The organism is Streptomyces sp. WZ.A104, from assembly GCF_002382885.1.
Classification (GTDB): Bacteria; Actinomycetota; Actinomycetes; order Streptomycetales; family Streptomycetaceae; genus Streptomyces.
Map to the genome: position 1 here is coordinate 1 of NZ_NWVL01000096.1, position 26,195 is coordinate 26,195.

15 protein-coding genes and 1 pseudogene are annotated in these 26,195 nt (G+C 71.4%); 9 read left to right on the forward strand and 7 right to left on the reverse strand.

Annotated elements, in window-relative coordinates:
• Positions 1 to 587: 587 nt before the first annotated feature.
• The 4 genes from CIB93_RS33145 to CIB93_RS33160 form a co-directional block, all read right to left on the reverse strand.
• Positions 588 to 1,103, reverse strand: coding sequence for an ATP-binding protein (locus CIB93_RS33145; protein ID WP_096632322.1), 516 nt, complete (start codon positions 1,101 to 1,103; stop codon positions 588 to 590).
• 251 nt (positions 1,104 to 1,354) lie between these two features.
• Positions 1,355 to 2,122 (reverse strand): enoyl-CoA hydratase/isomerase family protein, encoded by a 768-nt coding sequence (locus tag CIB93_RS33150; protein WP_096632323.1) that lies wholly within the window; start codon positions 2,120 to 2,122, stop codon positions 1,355 to 1,357.
• Positions 2,123 to 2,219: 97 nt separating this feature from the next.
• Positions 2,220 to 3,464 carry an Ig-like domain-containing protein gene (locus tag CIB93_RS33155; protein WP_096632325.1) on the reverse strand — a complete coding sequence of 415 codons (1,245 nt, stop codon included), beginning with the start codon at positions 3,462 to 3,464 and terminating at the stop codon, positions 2,220 to 2,222.
• A gap of 192 nt (positions 3,465 to 3,656) precedes the next feature.
• Positions 3,657 to 4,898: an Ig-like domain-containing protein gene (locus CIB93_RS33160; protein WP_096632326.1), complete on the reverse strand. Its 1,242-nt coding sequence runs from the start codon at positions 4,896 to 4,898 to the stop codon at positions 3,657 to 3,659.
• A 155-nt stretch (positions 4,899 to 5,053) separates the two neighbouring features.
• On the opposite strand from CIB93_RS33160, the gene glgX reads away from it, so the two are divergent.
• The 3 genes from glgX (at position 5,054) to CIB93_RS33175 (ending at position 11,235) form a co-directional block, all read left to right on the forward strand.
• Positions 5,054 to 7,321 carry a glycogen debranching protein GlgX gene (gene glgX, locus CIB93_RS33165; RefSeq protein ID WP_179500330.1) on the forward strand — a complete coding sequence of 756 codons (2,268 nt, stop codon included), beginning with the start codon at positions 5,054 to 5,056 and terminating at the stop codon, positions 7,319 to 7,321.
• A 114-nt stretch (positions 7,322 to 7,435) separates the two neighbouring features.
• Positions 7,436 to 9,361 (forward strand): ABC transporter ATP-binding protein, encoded by a 1,926-nt coding sequence (locus tag CIB93_RS33170; protein ID WP_096632342.1) that lies wholly within the window; start codon positions 7,436 to 7,438, stop codon positions 9,359 to 9,361.
• Positions 9,358 to 11,235: an ABC transporter ATP-binding protein gene (locus CIB93_RS33175; protein ID WP_096632330.1), complete on the forward strand. Its 1,878-nt coding sequence runs from the start codon at positions 9,358 to 9,360 to the stop codon at positions 11,233 to 11,235. Before CIB93_RS33170 ends, CIB93_RS33175 begins: the two co-directional genes overlap by 4 nt.
• A gap of 470 nt (positions 11,236 to 11,705) precedes the next feature.
• Here CIB93_RS33175 and CIB93_RS33180 read toward each other — a convergent pair whose 3' ends face one another.
• Positions 11,706 to 12,740, reverse strand: coding sequence for an LPXTG cell wall anchor domain-containing protein (locus CIB93_RS33180; RefSeq protein WP_096632331.1), 1,035 nt, complete (start codon positions 12,738 to 12,740; stop codon positions 11,706 to 11,708).
• A gap of 299 nt (positions 12,741 to 13,039) precedes the next feature.
• Here CIB93_RS33180 and CIB93_RS33185 point away from each other — a divergent pair, with 299 nt between their 5' ends.
• Positions 13,040 to 13,273: a hypothetical protein gene (locus CIB93_RS33185; RefSeq protein WP_096632333.1), complete on the forward strand. Its 234-nt coding sequence runs from the start codon at positions 13,040 to 13,042 to the stop codon at positions 13,271 to 13,273.
• Positions 13,274 to 13,388: 115 nt separating this feature from the next.
• Here CIB93_RS33185 and CIB93_RS33190 read toward each other — a convergent pair whose 3' ends face one another.
• Entirely contained in the window at positions 13,389 to 14,453 is a 1,065-nt protein-coding gene (locus tag CIB93_RS33190) for an NAD(P)/FAD-dependent oxidoreductase (RefSeq protein WP_096632334.1), read from the reverse strand.
• Positions 14,454 to 15,009: 556 nt separating this feature from the next.
• Here CIB93_RS33190 and CIB93_RS33195 point away from each other — a divergent pair.
• Positions 15,010 to 17,049, forward strand: coding sequence for a M4 family metallopeptidase (locus CIB93_RS33195; protein ID WP_096632336.1), 2,040 nt, complete (start codon positions 15,010 to 15,012; stop codon positions 17,047 to 17,049).
• A gap of 95 nt (positions 17,050 to 17,144) precedes the next feature.
• Here CIB93_RS33195 and glgP read toward each other — a convergent pair whose 3' ends face one another.
• The gene (gene glgP, locus CIB93_RS33200; protein ID WP_096632343.1) at positions 17,145 to 19,814 is read right to left on the reverse strand and encodes an alpha-glucan family phosphorylase; all 2,670 of its coding nucleotides are present in this window, start codon (positions 19,812 to 19,814) and stop codon (positions 17,145 to 17,147) included.
• A 684-nt stretch (positions 19,815 to 20,498) separates the two neighbouring features.
• Here glgP and CIB93_RS33205 point away from each other — a divergent pair.
• The 4 genes and pseudogenes from CIB93_RS33205 to CIB93_RS38255 form a co-directional block, all read left to right on the forward strand.
• On the forward strand, positions 20,499 to 22,517 hold the full coding sequence (locus tag CIB93_RS33205) for an alpha-1,4-glucan--maltose-1-phosphate maltosyltransferase (RefSeq protein WP_096632337.1): 2,019 nt from the start codon (positions 20,499 to 20,501) through the stop codon (positions 22,515 to 22,517).
• Entirely contained in the window at positions 22,514 to 24,220 is a 1,707-nt protein-coding gene (gene treS / locus CIB93_RS33210) for a maltose alpha-D-glucosyltransferase (protein ID WP_096632339.1), read from the forward strand. Before CIB93_RS33205 ends, treS begins: the two co-directional genes overlap by 4 nt.
• Before the next feature lie 198 nt (positions 24,221 to 24,418).
• Positions 24,419 to 25,840 carry a phosphotransferase gene (locus tag CIB93_RS33215; RefSeq protein ID WP_096632340.1) on the forward strand — a complete coding sequence of 474 codons (1,422 nt, stop codon included), beginning with the start codon at positions 24,419 to 24,421 and terminating at the stop codon, positions 25,838 to 25,840.
• A gap of 100 nt (positions 25,841 to 25,940) precedes the next feature.
• Positions 25,941 to 26,195, forward strand: a pseudogene (locus CIB93_RS38255) (1,4-alpha-glucan branching enzyme); the annotation flags it as partial.

The window sequence follows — 26,195 nt, forward strand, 5'->3', positions numbered from 1 at the left end:
ACCGGCCGCCCCGCCCCCGCCGCCACCCGCGCAGCCCGCCGTGAGGGCGGCGGCCGCGAGCAGCCCGACCCCGGTGCCCAGCGCGTCGCGGCGGCGCACCGGCGCCCTGTGTCCGTCCATGCCCGACCACCTCGCGTTCCACGGAGTTTCCCGGGACACAGTAGAGGCGGAGAGGGCGAAATATAACGATTGACTGATTACCCAAATGATCTATGAATCATTCAAGCATCACCATAAGAATGCATGGAATGCCAGGCGAGTGACCGAGCACACCTACGATTCATGTTCTGAATGACCGATTGGTCCGAGAATCACCCGAAAAGCAGCTTTGGCACCGGGGTCACCCGTCTGCCATAGTCGGTGCCACGACCCCCATTGACCCGGGCCCAGGTCGTCACAAGCGGCCGTGAACACACCCCCCATTTCACGGCCCCCCACAGAAGCCCCCGCAGCGCCGCACCACGGCCGACCGGGGGCTTCTGCGTACCAGCACAGCCCCTGCGTACCAGCAGCCCCTGCACGCCGGGCACTTCTGCGCACCGGGGGCTTCCGCGTACGGGGTCCGCCCCGTGAGGGCGCCGCGGCGGTCAGCGGTCGGAGATCCGCATCTCGAACCAGGTGGTCTTGCCGCGCGGCAGCAGATCCACTCCCCACCGGTCGGAGAGCTTGTCGACGAGGAAGAGGCCCCGGCCACTGACGTCCATCTCGCGCACCGGCATCAGACACGGCAGCCCGCGCGAGGGGTCACGCACCTCGACGCGAATCCAGCCCCGGCGGCGCACCATGCGTAACCCGAAGACGCGGGCCCCGGTGTGCCGCACCGCGTTGCCGACGAGTTCGGAGACGAGCAGCACCGCGTACTCGGCGGTCTGCGGCGAGAGCGCCCACTGCCGGAGCACCACGCAGGAGGTGAGCCGCCGTGCCGTCGCCGCCGACTCCGGGCGTGACGGCAGCCGCACTTCCCCCTCGGTCGGATTTCCGAACAACTCCAGCGCCTTGAACGCCTGTTCGTCATCCGTGGTCGACGTCCAGCGTGCCGCCGTCGCGCTGCTGCGCGGTCGCGGCTGATCCACACCCTCCAGGCCCGCCATGTCCACCATCATGGCCGCACACATCGACGTCCGGGGCCGTTCCGGAGGAATCCGCCCCCCGGAACGAATCATTCCGCGAGAGGCTTTTGACATATGCCAGTGGCAGGGCAGCGCTTCGAAGAACCCCGGTGAGCTGGGGCGATGCCCCGCAACGCGAGGGTTGCCACACCGAGGGGGGCACCGGGCCTTAAGGTTGCCTTAAGGCCCGGATAATCCGCTCGCACGGATGAACCCCCGCCACGACCCCCCGTTCCGACCAACGGTCAGAGGAAGGTGGCCTTGCCCGGCCCCTCCTCGACGAAGCTGCGCATGCCCCGCTCGCGGTCCTCGGTCGCGAAGAGTCCGGCGAACCAGTTCCGCTCGATGGTGAGCCCGGTGTCGAGGTCCGTCTCCAGCCCGGCGTCCACCGACTCCTTGGCCGCGCGCAGCGCCAGCGCGGGTCCCTTCGCCAGCTGGGCCGCCCAGGCGTGCGCCTGCTCGTAGACCTCGGCGGCGGGCACCACCCGGTCCACCAGACCGAGCGTCAGGGCCTCCTCCGCCCTGACCATGCGGCCGGTGAAAATGAGGTCCTTGGCCCGGGAGGGGCCGATCAGCCGGGCGAGGCGCTGGGTGCCGCCCGCACCCGGGATCAGTCCGAGGAGGATCTCCGGCTGGCCCAGCTTGGCGTTGTCCGCGGCGATCCGGAAGTCGGCGCAGAGCGCCAGTTCACAGCCGCCGCCGAGCGCGTATCCGGTGACGGCGGCGACGACCGGCTTGGGGATGCGGGCTACGGCGGTGAACGCGTCCTGGAGGCCCTTGGACCGCAGGACCATCGCCGTGTGGTCCATCGCCTGCATCTCCTTGATGTCCGCGCCCGCCGCGAACACCTTCTCGCCGCCGTAGAGGATCACGGTGCGCACGTCATCGCGCCGGGTGGCCTCCTCGGCCAGCTCCCGCAGCCGGTCCTGGACCGCCACGTCCAGAGCGTTCATCGGCGGCCGGTCCAGCCGGATCGTGCCGACGTTGTCACGTACTTCGAGGCTCACAGTCATGGAGGCAGGTTAACCAGTGCTAACGCGAGCGGGCCCGGTGCCGTTGGTCACAGCACCGGGCCCGTTCACACGCGCGAGGCGTGGGGAGGAAGAAGGGCTACTTCTTCCACTCCTCCCAGTCCATGTTCCAGCCGTTGAGGCCGTTGTCGGGCTGGATCTGCTTGTCCTTGGAGTTCTTCACGACGACCACGTCACCGATCATCGACCTGTTGTAGAACCAGGCCGCCGGGGTCTGGTTGTCGTAGCCGCCGCGCACATCGCGCAGACCCACGCAGCCGTGACTGGTGTTGGTGTTGCCGAAGATGGACGAGGCGCCCCAGTAGTTGCCGTGCAGGAAGGTGCCCGAGGTGGACAGCCGCATCGCGTGCGGCACGTCCTTGATGTCGTACTCGCCGCCGAAGCCGACGGTGTCGCCGTTCATCCGGGTCACCTTCAGCTTCTCGCTGATGACCATCTGCCCGTTGTACGTGGTCGTCGCCGGGGCGCCCGCGGAGATCGGGATGTCCTTGATCTCCTTGCCGTCGCGGACGACCTTCATCCGCTTCGTGCTCGCGTCGACGGTGGAGACCTGGCTGCGGCCGATGGTGAACTTCACGGTCTTGGCCTGCTTGCCGTAGACGCCCGGCCGGCCCTCGACGCCGTCGAGGTTGAGCTCGACGGTCACCTTGGTGCCCGCCGCCCAGTACTTCTCCGGCCGGAAGTCGAGGCGGTCGTTGCCGAACCAGTGGCCCTCGATCTCGACGGCCGGCTCGGCCGTCACCTTGATGCCCTTCTCCACCGCGTCCGGGTCGGTGATGCCCCGGGTGAAGTTGATGGAGACCGGCATGCCGACGCCGACGGTGGAACCGTCCTCCGGCGTGTAGTGCCCGATGAAGGTGTTCGCCGGCACCAGCGTGGTGAAGGTGGTGTCCTTCGCCGATTCACGGCCCTTGGCGTCCTTGGCGACCGCGTGCACCGTGTACTTGGTGGAGGCGGCGAGGTGCCGCTCGGGCGTCCAGCTCGCGCCGTCGGCCGCGATCGTGCCCTCGACCTCGTTGCCCTCGGGGTCGGCGACCTTCACCGTGGTCAGCTTGCCCTGCGCGGCGCTGACCTTCAGTGCGCCGCTGGTCGCCACGGAATCCGCGCCGTCCTTCGGCGCGATGGTCACCACCGCCTGCGAGGCGCTCGTGTCCTCGGTCTTCGTCCCGCCGGCCGGCGCCTTCCTCTCGTCCGCGCCGGCACCTCCGCCGCACGCCGTCACCAGCAACAGCAGTGCTCCCAGGACCAGGGCCGACAGCCCCGGTCCGCCGCGCCGCTTCCCGCTCGCCCCGGCCGATGCCCCCGATATCGGCTGCCCGTTCACTGTGGTCGTCTCCCCTCGCACGGCCTGGCCCCGCCATGGCCCGCACCCCCGCGCGCTGCATATGCACGCCGCCGCAAGATAATCACATCGCGAGCGGGGTGGACTCCCCCGGAATGTCACCGTTCGGTCCCAAGTCGTCCGGGGAGCTGTGCAAGTGGCGCGGGCTGCCGGGGCGGGCCGGGGCCGGGAGCCTCACCGCAGCGCGGAGCCGGCCTTCCACTTCTTCCAGCCCATGTTCCAGCCACCGAGCCCGTTGTCCGGTGCGACCTTCTTGTCCTTCGAGTTGACCACCTCGACGACATCACCGATGAGGGTCCGGTCGAAGAACCAGCCGCCCGGGGTGGCACCGCTGCCGCCCTTCGCGTCCCGCAGCCCGATGCAGCCGTGGCTGACGTTCTCCTCACCGAAGACGTCCTCGTCGGCCCAGTAGTTCCCGTGCAGGAAGGTGCCGGACGTGGTGAGCCGGATCGCGTGCGGGACGTCCTTGATGTCGTACTCGCCCTTGCCCTTCTTGTCCGTGAAGCCGACGGTCGCCCCGTTCATCCGGGTCACCTCGTGCATCTCGGTGACCACCATCTTCCCGTTGTACGTGGTCGTCTTCGGGGCGCCCGCGGTGATCGGGACCGTGCTGAGCAGCTCCCCGTCCCGGCGGACCTCCATGGTCTTGGCCTCGGCGTCGACCCGGGAGACCTGGGAGCGGCCGACCGTGAAGACGACCGTCTTGTCCTGGCTGCCGTAGACCCCCGGGGCGCCCTCCACATCCCGCAGCCCGATGTCGACGGTGACCTCGGTGCCGGGTTTCCAGTACGCCTTCGGCCGGAAGTCCAGCCGGTCCTTTCCGAACCAGTGGCCCGCGACCTCCACCGCCGGATCGGACGTCACCCGGATGGCCCTCTCCACCGCCGCCCGGTCGGCGATCGGCCGGTTGAAGGAGAAGGAGACGATCATGCCGGTGCCGACGGTGGACCGGTTCTCCGGTTTGAAGTAGCCGATGAAGCGGTGTTCGGGGACCAGCGTGGTGAACGTGGCGTGCCGGGCCGAACGGCGGCCCGCACCGTCCACGGCGACCGCGTCGATGCTGTACTTCGCGGCGAGGGCGAGCCGGGCCACCCGGGGTTCGGGGGCCCAGGAGCGCCCGTCCTCGGCGATGCGCCCGGCCACCGTCTGCTGCTGCGCGTCCTCGATCCGCATCACCTTCACGCTCTCCAGCCGCCCGTCGGGGACCTTCACCGCGATCCGGGTCTCCTCGTCGACGTCCTTCGCGCCGTCCTCGGGGAAGATGCTGATCGCGTCGCCGGGTGACCGCGCCTTGCCGTTGAGCAGGGCCTCCCGGGTGTCGGTGCAGCCGGTCAGGAGGGCCAGCACGGTCAGCAGTCCTGCCCACGTCAGCACGGCGGCCGAGCCGGGCCGTGCGCTCTTCGCTGTGTGGTTCACGCTCCCCCAACGACCAGGGCCGGTCGGGGGAAACGTGAGTGCGGGGCCGCTGGTGGGCAGAACAGAGGGGAGGACTACCCCGAAGGGCCCGCGCGGCCGGGACGCCGCGCGCCTCTTCTCCGGTGCCCGTCCTACGAGCCGCGGGAGGCTACACGGTGTCGAGCGCAGCCGAGCAGGAGGCAGTACAGGATCCGGATCAGGTGGCCGCCGTCCGCGCGGAGGTCGCGGAGACCCACCGCACCGGGCGCGCCGACGCCCTGCGGGCCGGGGCTCCGGCGCCCGCCGTGTGGCCCGGGGCGCCGATGCCGCTGGGGGCCCGCTTCCGGGTCGGCCCCGACGGGGTGGCGGGGACGAACTTCGCGCTGTGGGCGGGCGGGGCCGAGGCGGTCGAGGTGTGTCTGTTCGACGGGCGGGGCGTCGAGACGCGCTGTCCGCTGACCGAGCTGACCCATGAGATCTGGCACGGCTTCGTGCCGGGGGTGCGGCCCGGTCAGCGCTACGGCTACCGGGTGCACGGCCGCTGGGACCCGTGGACGGGTGCCCGCTGGAACGCGGCCAAGCTGCTGCTGGACCCGTACGCCCGTGCCGTCGACGGGACCTTCAGCCTGCCGCCCGAGGTCTACGGGCATGTCCGGGACTGGCCCCAGCAGCATGTCGCGGACACCGTGCGCGACGACCGGGACTCGGCTCCGTACGTCCCCAAGGGTGTGGTCGTCCACGATGACGACGACTGGGTGGAGGACCGCCGCCCGAAGACCCCGTGGGCCGACTCGGTCATCTACGAGCTGCACGTACGCGGCTTCACCAAGCGCCACCCGGACATCCCGCCCGAGCTTCGCGGCACCTACGCCGGGCTCGCGCACCCGGCCGCGATCGAGCATCTGACCCGGCTCGGCGTGACGGCGGTGGAGCTGCTGCCGGTGCACCAGTTCGCCCACGAGGACCATCTGCTGCGGCGCGGGCTGCACAACTACTGGGGCTACAACTCCATCGGCTACTTCGCCCCGCACGCCGACTACTCCGCCTCCGGCACAGCCGGTCAGCAGGTCGGCGAGTTCAAGCGGATGGTGCACGCCCTGCACAGTGCCGGGATCGAGGTGATCCTCGACGTCGTCTACAACCACACCGCGGAGGCCGGCGAGCTCGGCCCGATGCTGTCGCTGCGCGGCATCGACAACCGCGGCTACTACCGCCTCCAGAACGATCCGCGCCGCTACGCCGACTACACCGGCTGCGGCAACACCCTCCACGTCGTGCAGCCGCAGGTGCTGCGGCTCATCACCGACTCGCTGCGCTACTGGGTCACCGAGATGGGCGTGGACGGCTTCCGCTTCGACCTGGCGGCGGCGCTGGCCCGCTCGATGCACGACGTCGACATGCTCTCCCCCTTCCTCGCGGTGATCGCCCAGGACCCGGTACTGCGCCGGGTCAAGCTGATCGCCGAGCCGTGGGACGTCGGCAACGGCGGCTACCAGGTGGGCGCCTTCCCGCCCCTGTGGACCGAGTGGAACGACCGCTACCGCGACGCCGTACGGGACTTCTGGCGCGGTGCGCTCCCCGACGTACGGGACATCGGCTACCGGCTGACCGGCTCCAGCGACCTGTACGCCTGGGGCGGCCGCCGCCCGTACGCCTCGGTCAACTTCGTCACCGCGCACGACGGCTTCACCCTGCGCGACCTGGTCAGCTACGAGCACAAGCACAACGAGGCCAACGGCGAGGGCAACCGGGACGGAACGAACGACAACCGGGCGTGGAACTGCGGGGCCGAGGGCGAGAGCGACGATCCGGAGATCAACGCGCTGCGCCGCCGCCAGCTGCGCAATCTGCTGACCACTCTGCTGCTGTCCACCGGGGTGCCGATGCTCACGGCGGGCGACGAGATGGGCCGGACGCAGGGCGGCAACAACAACGCCTACTGCCAGGACAACGAGACCGGCTGGCTGGACTGGTCGCTGCTCGATCAGCCGGAGTGGCGGGAGCTGACCGCCCTGACGGCCCGGGTGCTGAAGCTGCGCCAGACCCATCCGGTGCTGCGGCGGCGGGCGTTCTTCTCCGGGCGGGCGCAGGCCCCGGACGGGCTGCGGGATCTGGCGTGGTTCGCGCGGGACGGCCGGGAGATGACGGAGGGCGACTGGTACGCCCCCGCCGCCACGCTCGGGCTCTACCTCTCGGGCCGGGACATCCCCGGACGGGACGCGCGCGGGGAGCCGGTCACCGACGACAGCTTCCTGGCGGTGCTGCACGCGGGCGCGGAGCCGACGCCCTTCGCACTGCCGGGAGCGCCGTGGGCCGACCGCTACGAACTGGTGCTGGACACCTCGCGGGAGGAGCAGGCGGAGTCCCCGGGCACGGTCCTGAACGGCGGTACGGAGCTGAGCGTCCCGGCCCGTTCGGTGCTGCTGTTGCGGGTGGCGGGGTGATCGGAAGGCGGAGTCGGCCGAGGATGCCCCGGTCGTAGCCGACGGCGAAGGCCGAGCGCCTGGTCCGGAAAAGCACAGGACCGATGTCAGTGGTGAAACGTAGTGTCGGCCCTGATGCCCGAAAAACCTGCAGAGCACACGGAACGGTCCGCCGTGCGCTCCCTCCTGCGCCTGTGGCCCTATGTCCGACCCGTGCGGGTACGCCTGTTCACCGCCGCTTTCGTGGCGATCCTGGCGTCCTGTCTGGGGCTGGTGATCCCGCTGGTCCTGAAGTGGATGGTGGACGGTCCGGTGGCCGACCGCGATCCGGGCGGGGTGTGGCTGGGGGCGCTGTATCTGCTGCTGCTCGGTATCGCGGAGGCGCTGCTGTTCGGGTTCCGGCGGTGGCTGGTGGCGCGTCCGCTGGCCGCGGTCGAGGCGTCGATGCGGGCGGATCTCTTCCGGCATCTGCAACGGCTGCCGGTCGCCTTCCACGACCGCTGGGCCTCGGGGCAGTTGCTGTCGCGCGGGACCACGGACCTGATGCTGCTGCGGATGTTCCTGGCGTTCCCGCTGACCTTCCTGCTCGTCAACGCGACGACGATCCTGGTCGGCTTCGTCCTGCTGTTCGCCCAGGACTGGACGCTGGGTCTGGTGCTGCTGGCGCCCGCCGTACCGCTGATGATCCTGTGCTCGCTGTTCGAGACGAAGTACTCGGTGGTCGCGCGCCGCGCCCAGGACCAGGTCGGCGACCTCACCACGGTCGTCGAGGAGAGCGTGCTCGGCATCCGCATCGTCAAGGGCTTCGGCCGCCATCGCAGCCAGGCGCGCGCGTTCCGGGCGCTGTCGCATCGGCTGCGCACCACGGAGCTGGGCAAGGCGCGGCTGCTCGCCGGGATCTGGGCGCTGATCACCGCCATCCCGGAGCTGGCGATCGGGGCGGCGCTGGTGCTCGGCACGATCCAGGTGGCGGACGGCTCGCTGTCGGCGGGCACGCTGGTGGCGTTCCTCTCGACGGCGCTCGCGCTGCGCTGGCCGGTGGAGTCGATCGGCTTCCTGCTGGCGATGAGCCAGGAGTCGGCGACCGCGACGGACCGGTACTTCGAGGTGATGGACGTGGCGCAGGAGCCCGGGGCCGTCGCCGCCCGGGACGACGCGCGGCCGACCGCCCCCGGGCTGGTCTTCGAGGGCGTCGAGTTCCGCTACCCGGACGCGGATCCCGAATCCCCGCCCGTGCTCGCCCGGATCGACCTCCAGGTGCGGCCCGGCGAGACGATGGCCCTGGTGGGCGGTACGGGCTCCGGCAAGACGACCCTCACCGCGCTGGTGCCCCGGCTGTACGAGGTGACCGGCGGGCGGATCACCCTGGACGGCGAGGACATCGCCACGATGGAACGCTCGCGGCTGCGGGAGCTGGTGTCGGTGGCCTTCGAGGAGCCGACGCTGTTCTCCGCGACGGTCGGCGAGAACGTCCGGATGGGCGCGGCGGGCGCGGACGAGGAGCAGGTGCGCCGGGCGCTCTCGGTGGCGCAGGCGGACTTCGTGCACGACCTGCCGCTGGGCCTGGACACGGAGGTCGGCGAGCAGGGCCTGAGCCTCTCCGGCGGCCAGCGCCAGCGCCTCGCCCTGGCCCGCGCGGTGGTCGGCGAGCCGCGTTTCCTGGTCCTGGACGACCCGCTCTCCGCGCTGGACGTGCACACGGAGACGCTGGTGGAGGCGGCGCTGCGGCGAGTCCTGGAGCGGACGACCGCGGTGGTCGTGGCGCACCGCCCGTCCACGGTGATGCTGGCGGACCGGGTGGCGCTGCTGTCCGGGGGCCGGATAGCCGCGGTCGGCACCCATCAGGAGCTGCTGCGCGGCAACGCGGAGTACGCCTGGCTGATGTCGGGCGCGGAACCGGGCGGCGCGGGGGATGCGGCGGGCCGGGGCGAGGACACCCGGGCCGCCGGTGCGGCCCGGGCCCGGCGTCCGCGCGGGCCCGCGCCTGGTCGGCGTGCCCCCGCAGAACCGGGGAGCGCCCCCGCCCAGCAGGTTCCCGCCGAGGAGGGCAGTGCCCGATGACGACGACCACCGACGACGCTTCGCTCCCCGCGGCCGAGGACGGCCCGCCGAAGAGCCCGGCCGCGCCCGTACGGCAGCGCGCCGACGACGCGTTCGACCAGGACGACCTGCCCTCGCCGCCCGGTGCGACCCGGTCGCTGCTGTTCTCGTTGCTGGCCCCGATGCGCGGCCGGGTCGCGGTGGCGGCTCTGCTGCTGGTGGTCCAGCAGGCGGCGATGCAGGCGGGCCCGCTGCTGGTGGCGTACGCGATCGACAGCGGGGTGCCGGCGTTCCGGGACCACGACTACGGTCCGCTGGTCGCGGTCGCGGTCGGCTACGCGCTCTGCTCGGTCGGCGCGGGCGTGCTCCAGTACGGCTTCATCCGGGCCGCCGCCCGGATCAACCAGGACGTGCTGCTCGATCTGCGCGGCCGGATCTTCCGGCACGCGCAGGCGCTGAGCGTCGACTTCCACGAGCGCTACACCTCGGGCCGGATCATCTCGCGCTCCACCACGGACGTGGAGTCGCTGCGGGAGCTGCTGAGCGAGGGCCTCCAGGAACTGATCGGCGTGGTCCTCTCGTTCGTGTCGATCACAGTGGTGCTGCTCTGGCTGGACCTGGGGACCGGCGCGATCGCCGCGCTCTCCTTCGTACCGCTGTATCTGATGGTCCGGTTGTACCGGCGGCGGGCGTCCGTCGCGTTCGCGGCGCGGTCGACGGCGATCGCGGCGGTGATCGTGAAGTTCGCGGAGACGATGAACGGCATCCGCCCGGTCCAGGCGTTCCGCCGTGAGCGGAGCAACGACACCGCGTTCACGGCGCTGAACACCCGCCACGAGCGGGCGAACGGCGACGCGATCCTGGAGCTGGCCCGCTATGTCGTGGGCTCCCGGCTGCTCGCGAACACCGCGGTGGCGGGCATGGTGCTGTGGGGCGCCTACCGGGTGGCCGAGGGGACGCTGGCACTCGGGGTGCTGGCGGCGGCCGTGCTGTATCTGCGCCGGCTGTACGACCCGATCGACCGGCTCGGGATGTTCCTCAACTCCTACGAGTCGGCGGCCGCTTCGCTGACGAAGATCGCCGGTCTGCTGGCCCAGACTCCGACGGTCCCCGAGGCGGGCGACCCGAAGGAGCTGCCGCCCCGATCCGGCGAACACCCGGGCCGTGACGTGACGTTCGACCGGGTGCGGTTCGCCTACCGTACGGGCGGCGAGGTGCTGCCCGCCTTCGACCTGCACATCCCGGCGGGCCGTACGGTGGCGGTCGTCGGCTCCACCGGCGCGGGCAAGTCGACGCTCGCCAAGCTGCTGGCCCGCTTCTACGACCCGACCGAGGGCCGGGTCCTGCTGGACGGCGTGGACCTGCGCGACCTGGACACGGCGGGGCTGCGCCGGGGAGTGGTCATGGTGACGCAGGAGGCGTTCCTGTTCTCCGGGACGGTCGCGGAGAACATCGCGATCGGCCGACCGGACGCCACCCGCGAGGAGATCGAGCACGCCGCGAGGGCGATCGGCGCGCACGACTTCATCGCCGCCCTGCCCGACGGCTACGACACCGACGTACGCAAGCGGGGCGGGCGGATCTCGTCGGGCCAGCGGCAGTTGGTGGCCTTCGCCCGCGCCCTGCTGGCGAACCCGGCGGTACTGATCCTGGACGAGGCGACCAGCTCCCTGGACATTCCCGGCGAGCGGGCGGTGCAGCGGGCCATGGACACGGTGCTGCACGGCCGCACGGCGGTGGTGATCGCCCACCGGCTCTCCACGGTGGAGATCGCGGACCGGGTGCTGGTGATGGAGCACGGCCGGATCGTGGAGGACGGCACTCCCGCCGAACTGATCGGCGGGACGGGGCGGTTCGCGGGTCTGCACCGGACGTGGCGGGACAGCCTGGTCTGACCTGACCCGACCTGAATCGACCTGAATCGACATACCGACTCGGCGCCGCCGGCCGCTGCCGATCCGTCAAACCCCTGACTCCATCACGCCCTTGTATGATCCCTCTCGCCTTCAGGGGGCCGGGCGGTCCAGGGGGAAGAGGCAAGGCGAAATGAGAAGCTGCCTCCCACGGTCCCGCGGTGGCCACCGATGACGCCGTGACCGCGACCGCTGGGCCGGTGACCGGGCGATGAGCACCACGTACGCGATCCGCATCGACCTGCGGGGCCCGAGCAGACCCTGGGAGTGCCGGACACCCCCTGAATCACGCTCCGTGTGATTCGCCGTGGTCGTGCCGCCGTTGCCAGGCCGGGAAAACATCACACGCGGATTCTGGCGCTTCCTCTGGAACTCGCGCTCGCGATCACGCGCTCCCTGCAACAAACGAGGGGGGCTGCCCGGGCGGGCAGCCCCCCTCGCGTTTCCGTGCGTCAGGCGGTCGCGTTGCTCTTGCGGCGGCGGCCGAGGGAGAAGACGACACCGGCGCCGGCCAGGATCGCCACCCCGCCGACGGTCGCTATCAGGGGCAGGTTGGAGTCCGAGCCGGTCTGGGCGAGGGTGCCCTCGGGCTTGATCTCGGTGTTGCCCGCGGGCTTGACCGGCAGCGGCTTCTTGCCGCCCTCCTGGGGCTTCGCGTCGTTCGGGTCGCCCGCGGCGGCGCCTGCGGCGAGGACGTCGAACTCGTAGAAGCCCGGGCTCTGGGCCAGGACGCAGCTGCCCTGGGCATCGGCGTAGACACCGGCGGTGATGACGAAGGCAGTGCCCGCGGGGGACTTCTTGTCGACGCTCACTCGCAGGTCGATGGAGAAGGACTCCTTGGCCCGGACGGCGGTGTAGCCGAGGTAGCCGGAGGCCTCGTCCTCCTCGTCGAGGTGGATGTCCGTCCAGGCGCCCGTCTCCGGGTTCTTGAACTGGAGCGTGAGGTGACCAGTGGAGTCGTTCCACGTCCTGTTGTCGACCTTGGCGGCGAAGACACCGAGGTCGACGCGGTCGTAGGCCTTGTCGCTCTTGTTGGTCAAGTTCAACTTGAAGCCATGGAATCCGCTGCCCGCGACGACCTTGGAGGGCAGCCCGGAGAGCGTGGTCCGCAGGTTCTTGTCGATGACGAGGTCGCTGTCCTCGTCGCCGCCGTCGCAGATGTCCTCGGGCGAGGTGGCGGAGGGCGACGGGGCGGGGGATGTGGCGGACGGGCTCGTGGAGGGGGCCGGGGCGGTCTCCGACTCCTCGGGCGCGGGGCTCGTCTCGCTCTCCTCGGGGGCCGGGGAACCCTCGGACTCCTCGGGCGCGGGAGACGTCTCGGACTCGTCCGGGGCGGGGGAGGTCGCGGACTCCTCCGGCACGGGGGAGCTTTCGGTGGTCTCGGTGGTAGGCCCGGGGGTCGCGAGGGCGACGGGGGCCGACAGGAGCGTGACCGGGGCGATCACGGCGGTCGCTGCGGCGACGGCCAGGGCGCGGCGGATCTTCATGAAATGAGGTCCTCGGTGAAGTCTGGGTGCCGCCGGAGCGGCACGAAGGCTGGGAGGGCCGTCCGGGTTCGAAGGTGGAGGGAGACACGGGTGAGGCCAGTGTGTTCGACCGCTCAAGGCAGTGCGAGGTTGCACGTGACAACAGACCAAGGCATGTGACCCGCCACACAGCGGGGCCGGCCGGTCGGGGCGAGCATGATCTTCCACCTGGGTGCGGTGCTGCGACAGATCCACACCCGCATCCGCTCCCGCCGCACCGCCCCGGCGGCCGCCGGCGGGCCGACGAAAGAAGGTCTCCGGTGACCCGGGAGGAGATCGTCGACGGCCGGCTGGCCGCCTGCAACGCACGTGGTCCGGAGGCGTTTCTCGGCTTCTGCGTCAAGGACGCCCCGGTGTACGCCTTCCCGCCCGGCGAGGAGATGGCGGACCGCTCGGGTGCGGCGTTCCGGGAACGCTACGCCGCCCTCCCTTCGGGTCCGGCCCGGACCTGCCCGCCGAACTCGTCTCGCGGGTCATCCACGGCCGGATCGTGATCGACCAGGAGGTCGTCACGGGCCTCCAGGGCGATCAGGTCCGCACCGCGGTCGCCCTGCACGAGGTCGGCGCGGAGCACGTCGAGAAGGTGTGGTTCGCGGTCTGACCCCCGTATCACCCCGGCAGCAACCGCATCGCCCCGTCGCGCAGCCGAGTCCGTTCGGTGCTCATGAATCGGTGCAGGGTCCGGGAGGCGAGGGCGGTCCGCTGGGCGCTGCGGCGGCGTTCTCGGTCGTAGGCGCGCAGGGCGGCGGCGAGGCCCGCGGGCCCTGGGCGCGCGGCGGCGACCGCGCGGGCCAGGGCGTCCGCGTCCAGGATCGCGGTGCAGGCTCCCTGTCCGAGGTTGGGCGTCATGGCGTGGGCCGCGTCGCCGACCAGGGCGACAGGAGAGGCGGCCCGGTCGGCGGGCGACACGAACGAGGGCAGGGCCGGGTACAGATGGCGCATGTCGTAGCGGATGCGGGCGGCCGGGTCGGTGGCGTCCAGGATGCGCGGGATCGGGTCGTGCCACCCGGCGAAGAAGCCGCGCAGTTCCTCAGCGGTGGTGGCCTCGGGCACGGTGGCGTACCAGTTGGTCCGGCCCGGCTCGACCGGGGTCATCCCGAAGAAGCGGCCGCTGCCCCAGGTCTCGCCGTGCACCGGGCTCTCGAAGTCCGCGATGCCGATCCAGGCGATCGTACCGATCCGGCGCGGGCCGCTGCGGTCGCCGAAGCGGGCGGTGCGGACGGCGCTGCGGATGCCGTCGGCGCCGACCACCAGGTCCTGCCCGGCGGTGAGCGCGCCCACGTCGGTGACGGTCTGGCCGAGCTCGACCGGCACGTCCCCGAAGGACTCCAGGCCCGCGAGCAGGGCGTCGACCAAGTAGGGGCGGGAAATGAGGAGTTCGGGGCGGCCCGCCTTGCGTTCGATGCGCTCCAGCGGGAGGCGGGCGATCGGCGTGCCGCCAGGCCTGCGGATGCGGGCGTCGCGGTACGGCACGGCGTGGTCGCGCAGCGCGTCCCCGACGCCGAGGCGGTCGAGCGCGGACTGCGCGGCGGGGTGGATGCCGAAGGCCGCGCCGTACCGCTCCAGTTCGGTGCGCCGCTCCAGCACGGTCACGCTCCAGCCCGCGCGGCGGAGGCCGATGGCGGTCGCCAGACCGCCGATGCCCGCGCCGACCACAGCCGCCGTTCCTGCCATACCGCACTCCCGAGGGTCGTCCGGCCGCGCTCGGGACCGGAAAGAAGCACCACATCCGTGGTACCACGCCTGGGGGCAGTGGCGTGCCGGGGGCTTCGCGGTGCTGCCGTCGGCCCGCAGCGGGCGACCGCCGCCGCGCACCCCTCGGGCGCGACCGCCCGAGAGGACGGCGAACGGGAAGCGGGCCCCGTGCCGCCCTTGATGGACCCTCGGATTCCGGCGGCGGGATCTGGCCAGAACACGCCTTCGTCTCACCAGGTGGTCAACACCGCCCTACCCACCCGCCGCCCGGCAGTGCTCTTCGCCCACGAAACCTGTGACCACCCTGTGAGTACTGGCTTGTTGGACATCCGGTAACACTGTGGCAATGATCAGCGAAACGTCCGCTTAACGAACATGACCTTCTCGGCAACGAACGAGAATCGGCCAAGTTTTTGACGCGCCCCTGACACGCACGGGTATCTGCTGACACTCTTCACCCCGTTCTGCGCACCGCCTGCACCGCCCGGACGGCCCGTCCAGCGCCGCCGGTACCCCCCTCGCAGAAGGAGTCCGCGTGAGATCCACGCCCAGCCGTCGCGCCACCGCGACCGGCGCTCTGATAGCCGCAGCAGCCCTGATAGCCGTCGCCGTCCCGTCCGGAGTCGCCTCCGCGGGCCCCGCCTCGGCCCCCGCCGGCGGGATCACCGCGGGTACGAAGGCCGATCCGGCCGCCCTGCCCGTCAAGCTGTCCCCCGCCCAGCGCGCCGAGCTCCTCAGTGAGGCGAACGGCACCAAGGCGGCCACCGCCAAGGAACTCGGCCTCGGGCCCACCGAGAAGCTCGTGGTCCGCGATGTCGTCCAGGACCGGGACGGCACCACGCACACCCGCTACGAGCGCACCCTCGGCGGGCTCCCCGTCCTCGGCGGCGACCTCGTGGTGAAGGAGTCCGCGGCCGGGGCGACCGAGGGCGTCAGCAAGGCGTCGAAAGCGACCTCCGCGCAGCTGAAGGCCGTCGGCCTCGCCGCCGACGTGGCCCCGGCGGCCGCGGAGAAGCAGGCGCTCGGCGCGGCGAAGGCCGAGGGCTCCAAGGCGACGGAGGCGGAGAAGGCGCCGCGCAAGGTGGTCTGGCTGGGCGGCGGCTCCCCGAAGCTCGCGTACGAGACCGTGGTCGGCGGACTCCAGCACGACGGCACTCCGAACGAGCTCCACGTGATCACCGACGCCGCCTCCGGCGAGAAGCTCTACGAGTGGCAGGCCGTCCACAACGGCACCGGCAACACCCAGTACAGCGGCCAGGTGACGCTGGGCACGGCGCCCTCGTACACGCTGACCGACACCACGCGCGGCAACCACAAGACGTACAACCTCAACCGCGGCAGCTCCGGCACCGGGACCCTGTTCTCCGGGCCGGACGACATCTGGGGCGACGGCACCCCGCAGAACGCCGAGACCGCGGGCGCCGACGCCCACTACGGGGCCGCGCTCACCTGGGACTACTTCAAGAACGTGCACGGCCGCAGCGGCATCCGGGGCGACGGCGTCGGCGCGTACTCCCGCGTCCACTACGGCAACAACTACGTCAACGCCTTCTGGCAGGACAGCTGCTTCTGCATGACGTACGGCGACGGCGACGGCAACGCCAAACCGCTGACCTCCATCGACGTGGCCGCCCACGAGATGACCCACGGCCTCACCTCGAACACGGCGGGCCTCCGCTACAGCGGTGAGTCCGGCGGCCTCAACGAGGCGACGTCCGACATCTTCGCCGCCGCCGTCGAGTTCCACGCGAACAACTCCGAGGACCAGGGCGACTACCTGGTCGGCGAGAAGATCGACATCCGCGGCAACGGCACCCCGCTGCGCTACATGGACAAGCCGAGCCGGGACGGCAACTCCAAGGACTACTGGTACTCCGGCATCGGCAACGTCGACGTGCACTACTCGTCGGGCCCGGCCAACCACTGGTACTACCTGCTCTCCGAGGGCAGCGGCGCCAAGACGATCAACGGTGTCAGCTACGACTCCCCGACCTCCGACGGGCTGCCGGTCACCGGCATCGGCCGGGACAAGGCGTCGCTGATCTGGTTCAAGGCGCTCACCACCAAGTTCACCTCGACCACGAACTACGCCGCCGCCCGCACCGGCACGCTCGCGGTCGCCAGTGAGCTGTACGGGGCCACCAGCCCCGAGTACGCGGCCGTGGCGCACGCCTGGGCCGGCATCAACGTGGGCGACCGCCCCGGCGGCGGCGACCCCGACCCGGGCGACAAGGTCTTCGAGAACGACACCGTCGTGAACATCCCGGACGCGGGCGCGGCCGTCACCAGCTCGGTCAACGTCACCGGCATCGCGGGCAACGCCCCGAGCGACCTCAAGGTCGGCGTGAACATCAGCCACACCTGGCGCGGTGACCTGGTCATCGACCTGGTGGCCCCGGACGGCGGCACCTTCCGCCTGAAGAACACCTCCTCCGGCGACTCCGCGGACAACGTGGTGGAGACCTACACGGTCAACGCCTCGTCCAAGGTGGCCAACGGGGAGTGGAAGCTGAGGGTCCAGGACCGCGCCCGGTACGACATCGGTCGGATCAACAGCTTCAAGCTCACCTTCTGATCGGTACTCCGATCCGGCGGACGGCCTAACGACCGAACGACCGAACGGCCCGGGAGGGGTTCCCCTCTCCCGGGCCGTTCGCCGTACCGCGTCGCTCAGCGCATCAGCACGCACGCGCCCTCGCCCGTCGCCTCGGTCGGCAGCGCGACCAGGCCCAGTTCGGCGCCCGAGGCCAGCAGCCCGTGGGCGGGCAGGACGCGCACGGTGTAGCCGTACGGTCCCGTCCGCTCCAGGGTGAGCGGGCCCTCGTAGAGCCAGCGGTCCTCCAGGTCGTGGCCGCCCGCCGGCTTCAGCGGGAAGGTCTGGGCGTCCGCGATGGCATCGCCGGAGTCGACCCGGCCCGCGACCACCTGCACCTCGACGTCGTCCGGGTCCAGACCGCCGAGCGCGACCCGCACCCGCAGCGACAGGGTGGCGCCGAGCTCCGCCGAGCCGCCCGCCGCGGTGTCCGTGACCGACTCCACATGGTCGACGGAGACTTCCGGCCAGGCCGCCCGGACCCGGGACTTCCACTGGGCTAGCCCCCGCGCGACCTCGGGCGCCAGGGCCCGCCGGGACCGCGCGGCCGGGGCGTAGAGCCGCTCCACGTACTCCCGCACCATGCGCCCCGCGAGCACCTTCGGGCCCAGGCTGACCAGAGTGGAGCGGACCATCTCGATCCACCGGTCGGGCAGCCCCGCCGCCCCCCGGTCGTAGAAGCGCGGGGCGACCCGGTCCTCGATCAGGGAGTAGAGGGCGTTCGACTCCAGCTCGTCGCGGCGGTCCTCGTCGACCGCCGAGCCGTCGGCGGTGGGGATCTCCCAGCCGAAGTCCGGGTCGAACCACTCGTCCCACCAGCCGTCCCGCACCGACAGGTTGAGGCAGCCGTTGAGCGCCGCCTTCATACCGCTCGTACCGCACGCCTCCAGGGGGCGCAGCGGGTTGTTGAGCCAGACGTCGCAGCCCGGATAGAGCTTCTGCGCCATGCCCATGCCGTAGTCCGGCAGGAAGACGATGCGGTGGCGCACCCGCGGGTCGTCCGCGAACCGCACCAGCTCCTGCACCAGCCGCTTGCCGCCGTCGTCGGCCGGGTGGGCCTTGCCCGCGACGACGATCTGGATCGGGTGCGTGGGGTGCAGCAGCAGCTCGCGCAGCCGGTCGCGGTCGCGGAGCATCAGCGTGAGCCGCTTGTACGAGGGGACGCGGCGGGCGAAGCCGATGGTCAGGACGTCCGGGTCGAGGACACCGTCGATCCAGCCCAGTTCGGCGGTGCCCGCGCCGCGCCTGCGCCAGGAGGCGTAGAGGCGGCGGCGGACCTCGGTGACCAGCTGGCCGCGCAGGTCCCGGCGCAGGTCCCAGATCTCCTGGTCGCCGATGCCGGTCACCGCCTCCCAGCGGCGCGGGGTGCCGCTCCCCGAGGAAGCCTCGTCGGCCACCGGTCCGCCCGCCAGCACCTGGTGGGCGCGGCCCTCGCCGACCTGGCCCGCGCCGAGCCGGAACACCTCGGGGGCCACCCAGGTCGGGGCGTGCACCCCGTTGGTGACGGAGGTGATGGGGACCTCGGCGGAGTCGAAGCCCGGCCAGAGCCCGGAGAACATCTCCCGGCTGACGGCCCCGTGGAGGGTGGAGACCCCGTTGGCGCGCTGGGCGAGCCGGAGGCCCATCACTGCCATGTTGAACAGCTCGGGCTCGCCGCCGGGGTAGGTCTCGGTGCCGAGCCGGAGGATCTTCTCGGCGGGTACACCGGGCAGTTCTCCGTCGTCGCCGAAGTGGCGGGCGACGAGCTGCCGGTCGAAGCGGTCTATCCCGGCGGGCACCGGGGTGTGCGTGGTGAAGACGGTCCCGGCCCGGACCACTTCGAGGGCGGCCTCGAAGTCGTGCCCGTTGGCGGACAGTTCGCGGATGCGCTCCAGGCCGAGGAAGCCTGCGTGGCCCTCGTTGGTGTGGAAGACCTCCGGCTCCGGGGTGCCGGTGAGACGGCACCAGGTGCGCACGGCGCGCACCCCGCCGATGCCGAGCAGCATCTCCTGGAGGAGGCGGTGGTCGCTGCCGCCGCCGTAGAGCCGGTCGGTGACGTCGCGTTCGCCGGGGGCGTTCTCCTCGACGTCGGAGTCGAGCAGGAGCAGCGGAACGCGGCCGACGCGGGCCAGCCAGACGCACGCGTGCAGCGAGCGTCCGCCGGGCAGGGCGAGCACCACCCTGGCGGGAGCGCCGTCGGCCTCGCGGACCAGGTCGAGGGGGAGTTCGTTGGGGTCGAGGACGGGATAGTGCTCCTGCTGCCAGCCCTCGCGCGAGAGGGTCTGGCGGAAGTAGCCGTGGCGGTAGAGCAGCCCGACGCCGATGAGCGGGACACCGAGGTCGCTGGCGGCCTTGAGGTGGTCGCCGGCCAGGATGCCGAGGCCGCCGCTGTACTGGGGCAGCGCCGCGGTGACGCCGAATTCGGGTGAGAAGTAGGCGATGGCGGAAGGGAGTTCGGCTCCGGTGGACTGCTGTTGCTGATACCAGCGGGGGCCTTCCAGATACTCCGCGAGGTCGGCGGAGGCCGCGGCGAGGCGGCCGAGGTACTCCTCGTCCCGGGCCAGTTCGGTGAGCCGCCCGGCGGACAGCGAGCCGAGCAGGCGTACGGGGTCGGCGTCCGCGGGCCGCCAGCCCTCGGGGTCGGCGGACCGGAAGAGCTCACGGGTCTCGGTGTGCCAGGACCAGCGCAGGTTGCGCGCGAGGTCGTGGAGGGGTCGGAGGGGTTCGGGGAGGACAGGACGCACGGTGAATCGACGAATGGCCTTCACGTACTCCACCTTTACAGGGGACTTGCGCATCCGAGGGGACGCACGACGGTGTGCGCCCTTCCGTCACCCTCGACGGTAGCGGCCGTCCGCGGGCCGCGACCACGGCGCGCGGACGGCTCACAGGGTCCGGGGCCGACCGCTGCGCACCTCCCCACAGGCGCCCCACGAACCTCGCCCACCGTCCCCCGCCACACTCGTTCACCTGGGGGTTTGGCCGATTTCACCCCCGTACGCAGCCTTGTGGACCTCTGAGCCACAGGGAAAGCTGCCGTGTGGCGCCGCAGATCGGGTATCCGGAACCTGTGGGGGCGCTTCGGATCTCCGTACGCCGCCGGAGCGCGCGCCGGGGCGTGAGCGTCTCCGACCGACCGGCTACGACCGAGTAGTTAACACAACGCCGGATTTCCCACCCGCGGCCGCGGGGAAGGCTTCTCCGGTACACCGCACGTCCCGGCCCGCACACGTTCTCCGTGCATCCCCGAACTTGCACGAAACCCCCGCGACCCACCCATTCGAGTGCCATTCGAGTGAACGCGGACAGGAGCGGCCATGCCCACAGCCCGTCAGCAGACAGCTGAGCAGCTACAAAGGACAGATCCCCATCATCGCGGCACGCGCGGTCGGTCCTCCGTGCCCGTGCCGTTTCCCGTCCGCACCGAGCTCCTCCAGCCCCCAGGTGATTCCATGATCGGTCGTATTCCCGTCCTGGACGTCCGCCCTCTCGTCGACTGCGGCAGACGGGCGGCGAAGGCCGTCGCCGGTGAGACCTTCCAGGTCACCGCCACCGTCTTCCGCGAAGGCCATGACGCGGTGGCCGCCAATGTCGTGCTGCGCGATCCGAGCGGACGGGTGGGACCGTGGACCCCGATGCGCGAGCTGGCCCCGGGAACCGACCGCTGGGGCGCGGAGGTCACCCCGGCCTGCGAGGGCCGCTGGACGTACACGGTGGAGGCCTGGAGCGATCCGGTCGCCACCTGGCGGCACCACGCCGCGATCAAGATCCCGGCGGGCATCGACACGGACCTGGTGCTGGCGGAGGGTGCGGCGCTGCTGGAGCGGGCCGCCGCGGGCGTACCGAAGAAGCACGGGCGTGAGGCGGTGCTAGCGGCGGTGGACGCGCTGCGCGACGCCGCGCACCCGCCGGCCGCCCGGCTGGCCGCCGCCCTGACCCCGGCCGCCGACGCCGTCCTCGCCCGGTATCCGCTGCGTGAGCTGGTCACCCGGTCCAAACCGCTGGCGGTGCGCGTGGAGCGCCAGCGGGCGCTGTACGGGTCGTGGTACGAGCTGTTCCCGCGCTCGGAGGGGGCGCGGCGGGTGCCGGTGGACCCCGCCGACAGCTCGCCGGACGCGCCGACCCGGCTGGTCGGCGGGACCTTCCGGACGGCCGCCGAGCGGCTGCCCGCGGTCGCCGCCATGGGCTTCGATGTCGTGTACCTGCCGCCGATCCATCCGATCGGGACCACCCACCGCAAGGGCCCGGACAACACGCTGACGGCCGGGGAGCACGACCCGGGCGTGCCCTGGGCGATCGGTTCGCCGGACGGCGGGCACGACGCGGTCCACCCGGAGCTCGGGACGCTGGAGGACTTCGACCACTTCGTGTCGGTGGCCCGCAATCTGCGGATGGAGATCGCGCTGGACTTCGCGCTCCAGTGCTCGCCGGACCACCCGTGGGTCAAGGACCACCCGGACTGGTTCCACCACCGCCCCGACGGCTCGATCGCGTACGCCGAGAACCCGCCGAAGAAGTACCAGGACATCTATCCGATCGCCTTCGACAAGGACATGCGCGGTCTGGTGGCGGAGACGACACGGATCCTGCGCTTCTGGATGGGCCACGGGGTGCGGATCTTCCGGGTCGACAACCCGCACACCAAGCCGGTGGTGTTCTGGGAGAAGGTCATCGCCGAGATCAACGGCACCGATCCCGATGTCATCTTCCTGGCAGAGGCGTTCACCCGCCCGGCGATGATGCACACCCTGGGAGCGGTCGGCTTCCAGCAGTCGTACACGTACTTCACCTGGCGCAACACCAAGCACGAGCTGACCGAGTACGTCACGGAGCTGTCCGGGGAGGCCGCCTCGTACATGCGGCCCAACTTCTTCGTGAACACCCCCGACATCCTTCCCGGCTACCTCCAGGAGGGCGGCCGCCCGGCCTTTGAAGCTCGGGCGGTACTGGCCGCGACGCTCGCCCCGTCCTGGGGCGTCTACGCGGGATTCGAGCTGTGCGAGAACACTCCGGCCAAGCCGGGGAGCGAGGAGTACCTGCACTCGGAGAAGTACGAACTGCGCCCGAGGGACTGGGAGTCGGCGGAACGCGAGGGCCGCACGCTGACGCCCCTGATCACCTCGCTGAACCGGATCCGGCGCCGCAACCCCGCACTCCAGCAGTTGCGCGACGTCCACTTCCATCACGCCGACAACGACGCGCTGATCGTCTTCAGCAAGCGTTCCGGCTCGAACACCGTTCTGGTGGTCGTGAACCTCGACCCGCACCACACCCAGGAGGCCACGGTCTCGTTGGACATGGAGCGGCTCGGCCTCGACCGGCACGAGCGCGTACCGGTGCGCGACGAGCTCACCGGCGATACCTACCACTGGGGCAGGGCCTTCTATGTGCGCCTGGAGCCGGGCATCACGCCCGCGCACATCGCCGTCCTGCGACCGTCCCCGCCGACCGGAGGGTCACCCACACCATGATCGTCAATGAGCCTGTCCACGACACGTTCGAGGACACTCCCGCCAAGGACCGCGATCCCGACTGGTTCAAGCGCGCCGTCTTCTACGAGGTGCTCGTCCGGTCCTTCCAGGACTCCAACGGGGATGGAATCGGCGACCTCAAGGGCATCACCGCCAAGCTGGACTACCTCCAGTGGCTCGGCGTGGACTGCCTCTGGCTGCCGCCGTTCTTCAAGTCGCCGCTGCGCGACGGGGGCTACGACGTCTCCGACTACACCGCGGTCCTGCCGGAGTTCGGCGATCTCGCCGACTTCGTGGAGTTCGTGGACGCCTCGCACCAGCGGGGCATGCGCGTGATCATCGACTTCGTCATGAACCACACGAGCGATCAGCACGAGTGGTTCCAGCAGTCCCGCACCGACCCCGACGGGCCCTACGGCGACTACTACGTCTGGGCCGACGACGACAAGCAGTTCCAGGACGCCCGGATCATCTTCGTCGACACCGAGACGTCCAACTGGACCTTCGACCCGGTGCGCAAGCAGTACTACTGGCACCGCTTCTTCTCCCACCAGCCGGACCTCAACTACGAGAACCCGGCGGTCCAGGAGGAGATCCTCGCGGCCCTGCGGTTCTGGCTGGACCTGGGCATCGACGGCTTCCGGGTCGACGCGGTGCCCTACCTCTACCAGCGCGAGGGCACCAACTGCGAGAACCTCCCCGAGACCCACAACTTCCTCAAGCGGGTCCGCAAGGAGATCGACGCCAACTACCCGGACACCGTGCTCCTCGCCGAGGCCAACCAGTGGCCGGAGGACGTCGTCGACTACTTCGGCGACTACGAAGCGGGCGGCGACGAGTGCCACATGGCGTTCCACTTCCCCGTGATGCCGCGGATCTTCATGGCGGTGCGCCGCGAGAGCCGCTACCCGGTCTCCGAAATCCTGGCGAAGACCCCGGCGATCCCGAAGAACTGCCAGTGGGGCATCTTCCTGCGCAACCATGACGAGCTGACCCTCGAAATGGTCACGGACGAAGAGCGCGACTACATGTACGCGGAGTACGCCAAGGACCCGCGGATGCGCGCCAACATCGGCATCCGCCGGCGCCTCGCCCCGCTGCTGGACAACGACCGCAACCAGATCGAGCTGTTCACCGCGCTGCTGCTGTCGCTGCCCGGCTCCCCGATCCTCTACTACGGGGACGAGATCGGGATGGGCGACAACATCTGGCTGGGCGACCGGGACGCGGTGCGCACCCCGATGCAGTGGACGCCCGACCGCAACGCCGGCTTCTCCTCCAGCGATCCGGGGCGGCTCTACCTCCCCACGATCATGGACCCGGTCTACGGCTACCAGGTCACCAACGTCGAGGCGTCGATGGCCTCGCCGTCCTCGCTGCTGCACTGGACCCGCCGGATGATCGAGATCCGTAAGCAGAATCCGGCCTTCGGCCTCGGCGAGTACACCGAACTGCCCTCCTCCAACCCTGCTGTGCTGGCGTTCACCCGCGAGTACAAGGACGACCTCGTCCTGTGCGTGCACAACTTCTCGCGGTTCGCGCAGCCGACGGAGCTGGACCTGCGGTCCTTCAACGGGCGGCATCCGGTGGAGCTGATCGGCGGGGTGCGGTTCCCGGCCATCGGGCAGTGGCCCTACTTGCTGACCCTGGCGGGGCACGGCTTCTACTGGTTCCGGCTGCGCAAGGACGCGCCGCCGGCCTGATGCGGCCTCAGCCCGTGCGGGGCGGTTTCCGCCGTCCCGCACGGGGCACTCTGACCCACATCGCACCTTCACGGTTCCGCCGTTCGAGTCCGTAAGGACCATCCTCACCCGACACGTCCCGCACAGCCGGACAGCCATTGCCGCAATCCGGGACACTCTTCGCATCCTGTGGTGTGCCCGGGGAAAGGACGCGATGCCATGTCGGAGGCTGCATCCCCTCACGTCGCCCTGGCGAAGAGCACGAGGAACAGCACAACGCACGGCAGCACCAGGGACGGGGCCCTTCTCCCGTCCCTCGCCCCGCTGCTCCACGAATGGCTGCCCCGGCAGCGGTGGTTCGCGGGCAAGGGCCGGCCGGTCACCGGCTTCTCCCTCGTCTCGGCCACCGAGATGCTGCCACTGGACGGCGCGGCCGGTCCGGGCCTGCTGCATCTGCTGCTGCGGGTCCAGCAGCCGTCCGCGCCGGTCCACCCGGCCGGTGACTGCTACCAACTCCTTCTCGGCGTGCGAACATCGCTGCCCACGACCCTCGCCGCCGCACTGGTCGGCCGGGCGGACCGGGGCCCGCTGGCGGGGCGGACCGTCTACGACGCACTGCACGATCCACGGCTGGCCGGACTCCTGCTGGAACGGTTCCGCCGGCCCGGCACGCTCGGCACCCTCCGGTTCGAGCGGAACGCCGCGATCCCGGCGGGCCTCCCGCCCCGGGTCCTGGACGCCGAGCAGTCCAACTCCTCGATCGTCTACGGCGATGCGTACATCCTCAAGATCTTCCGCCGGGTCTTCCCGGGCACCAACCCGGACCTGGAGCTGCCTCTCGCGCTGACCGGCCAGGGGTGCGAACGGGTGCCCGCCCCGGTCGCCTGGTTCGAGGCGCCGGGCCCCGAGCCGCTCACCCTCGGCGTGCTCCAGCCCTTCCTGCACGGCGCACACGACGGCTGGCAGCTCGCGCTCGCCGCGCTCGCCGCGGGCCGGGACTTCCTGCCCGAGGCGCGGGCCCTGGGCCGGGCCACCGCCGAGGTGCACACCGCGCTCGCCGCCGCCCTGCCCACCCCGGCGCTGCGCGGCACCCAGACCCGGCAGCTGGTGGCCCAGATGACCCAGCGCCTGGAGGCCGCCGCCCAGGCGGTCCCGGCGCTCGTGCCGTACGTCCCCGGGCTGCGCGCCACGTTCGACGCCGTGACCGACCTCGGCCACCGGGGCAGCGGCTGGGCGCAGCAGCGCGTGCACGGCGACCTCCACCTCGGCCAGACGCTGCGCTCCGCCGACGGCTTCTGGTCGCTGATCGACTTCGAGGGCGAACCGGCGCGACCGCTGCACGAACGGCGGCGCCCCGCACCGCCGGTGCGCGATGTCGCGGGCATGCTGCGCTCCTTCGACTACGCGGCCCGCTCGCACCGCCCGTGGCACCCGGAGTGGGCGGCCCGCTGCCGCGCCGCCTACTGCGAGGGCTACGCGCTGGCCTCGGGCACCGACCCGCGCGGCGAACCGGAGCTGCTGCGCGCCCACGAGACCGACAAGGCGGTGTACGAGGTGCTGTACGAGGCCCGGCACCGCCCCGACTGGCTGCCCGTACCGATGGCGGCCATCCAGCGGCTGGCCCAGTCGGCCGCCGCCTGATCCGGGCCCGGCCCCTTCCCGCTCCTCCCGCGCCTCTCCCTCACTCTCCCTCCCCCTTCCACCCCGTGCTCCTCCCCTTCACCCCGAGGAGGCAGTCCCTGTGACCGCCCGCAAGCCGTCCCGCAAGGCATCCCGCAAGGCCGCCGAGGCCCCCGCAGAGGCAACCGTCGAGGTCTCCGTCGATGTGACGCCGACCGCGCCGCCTCCCGCTCCCACCGAGGCCACCGCCGCACCGGGAGCCTCCGCCACGACCACCACGAAGACCGCGCCCGCCAAGCGCACCCGCGCCAAGCGGGCGGACGCGGCCCCGCCACGCCCCCGGCAGGGCGGCGGCGGCGAGGGCGCCCGCCCGGCG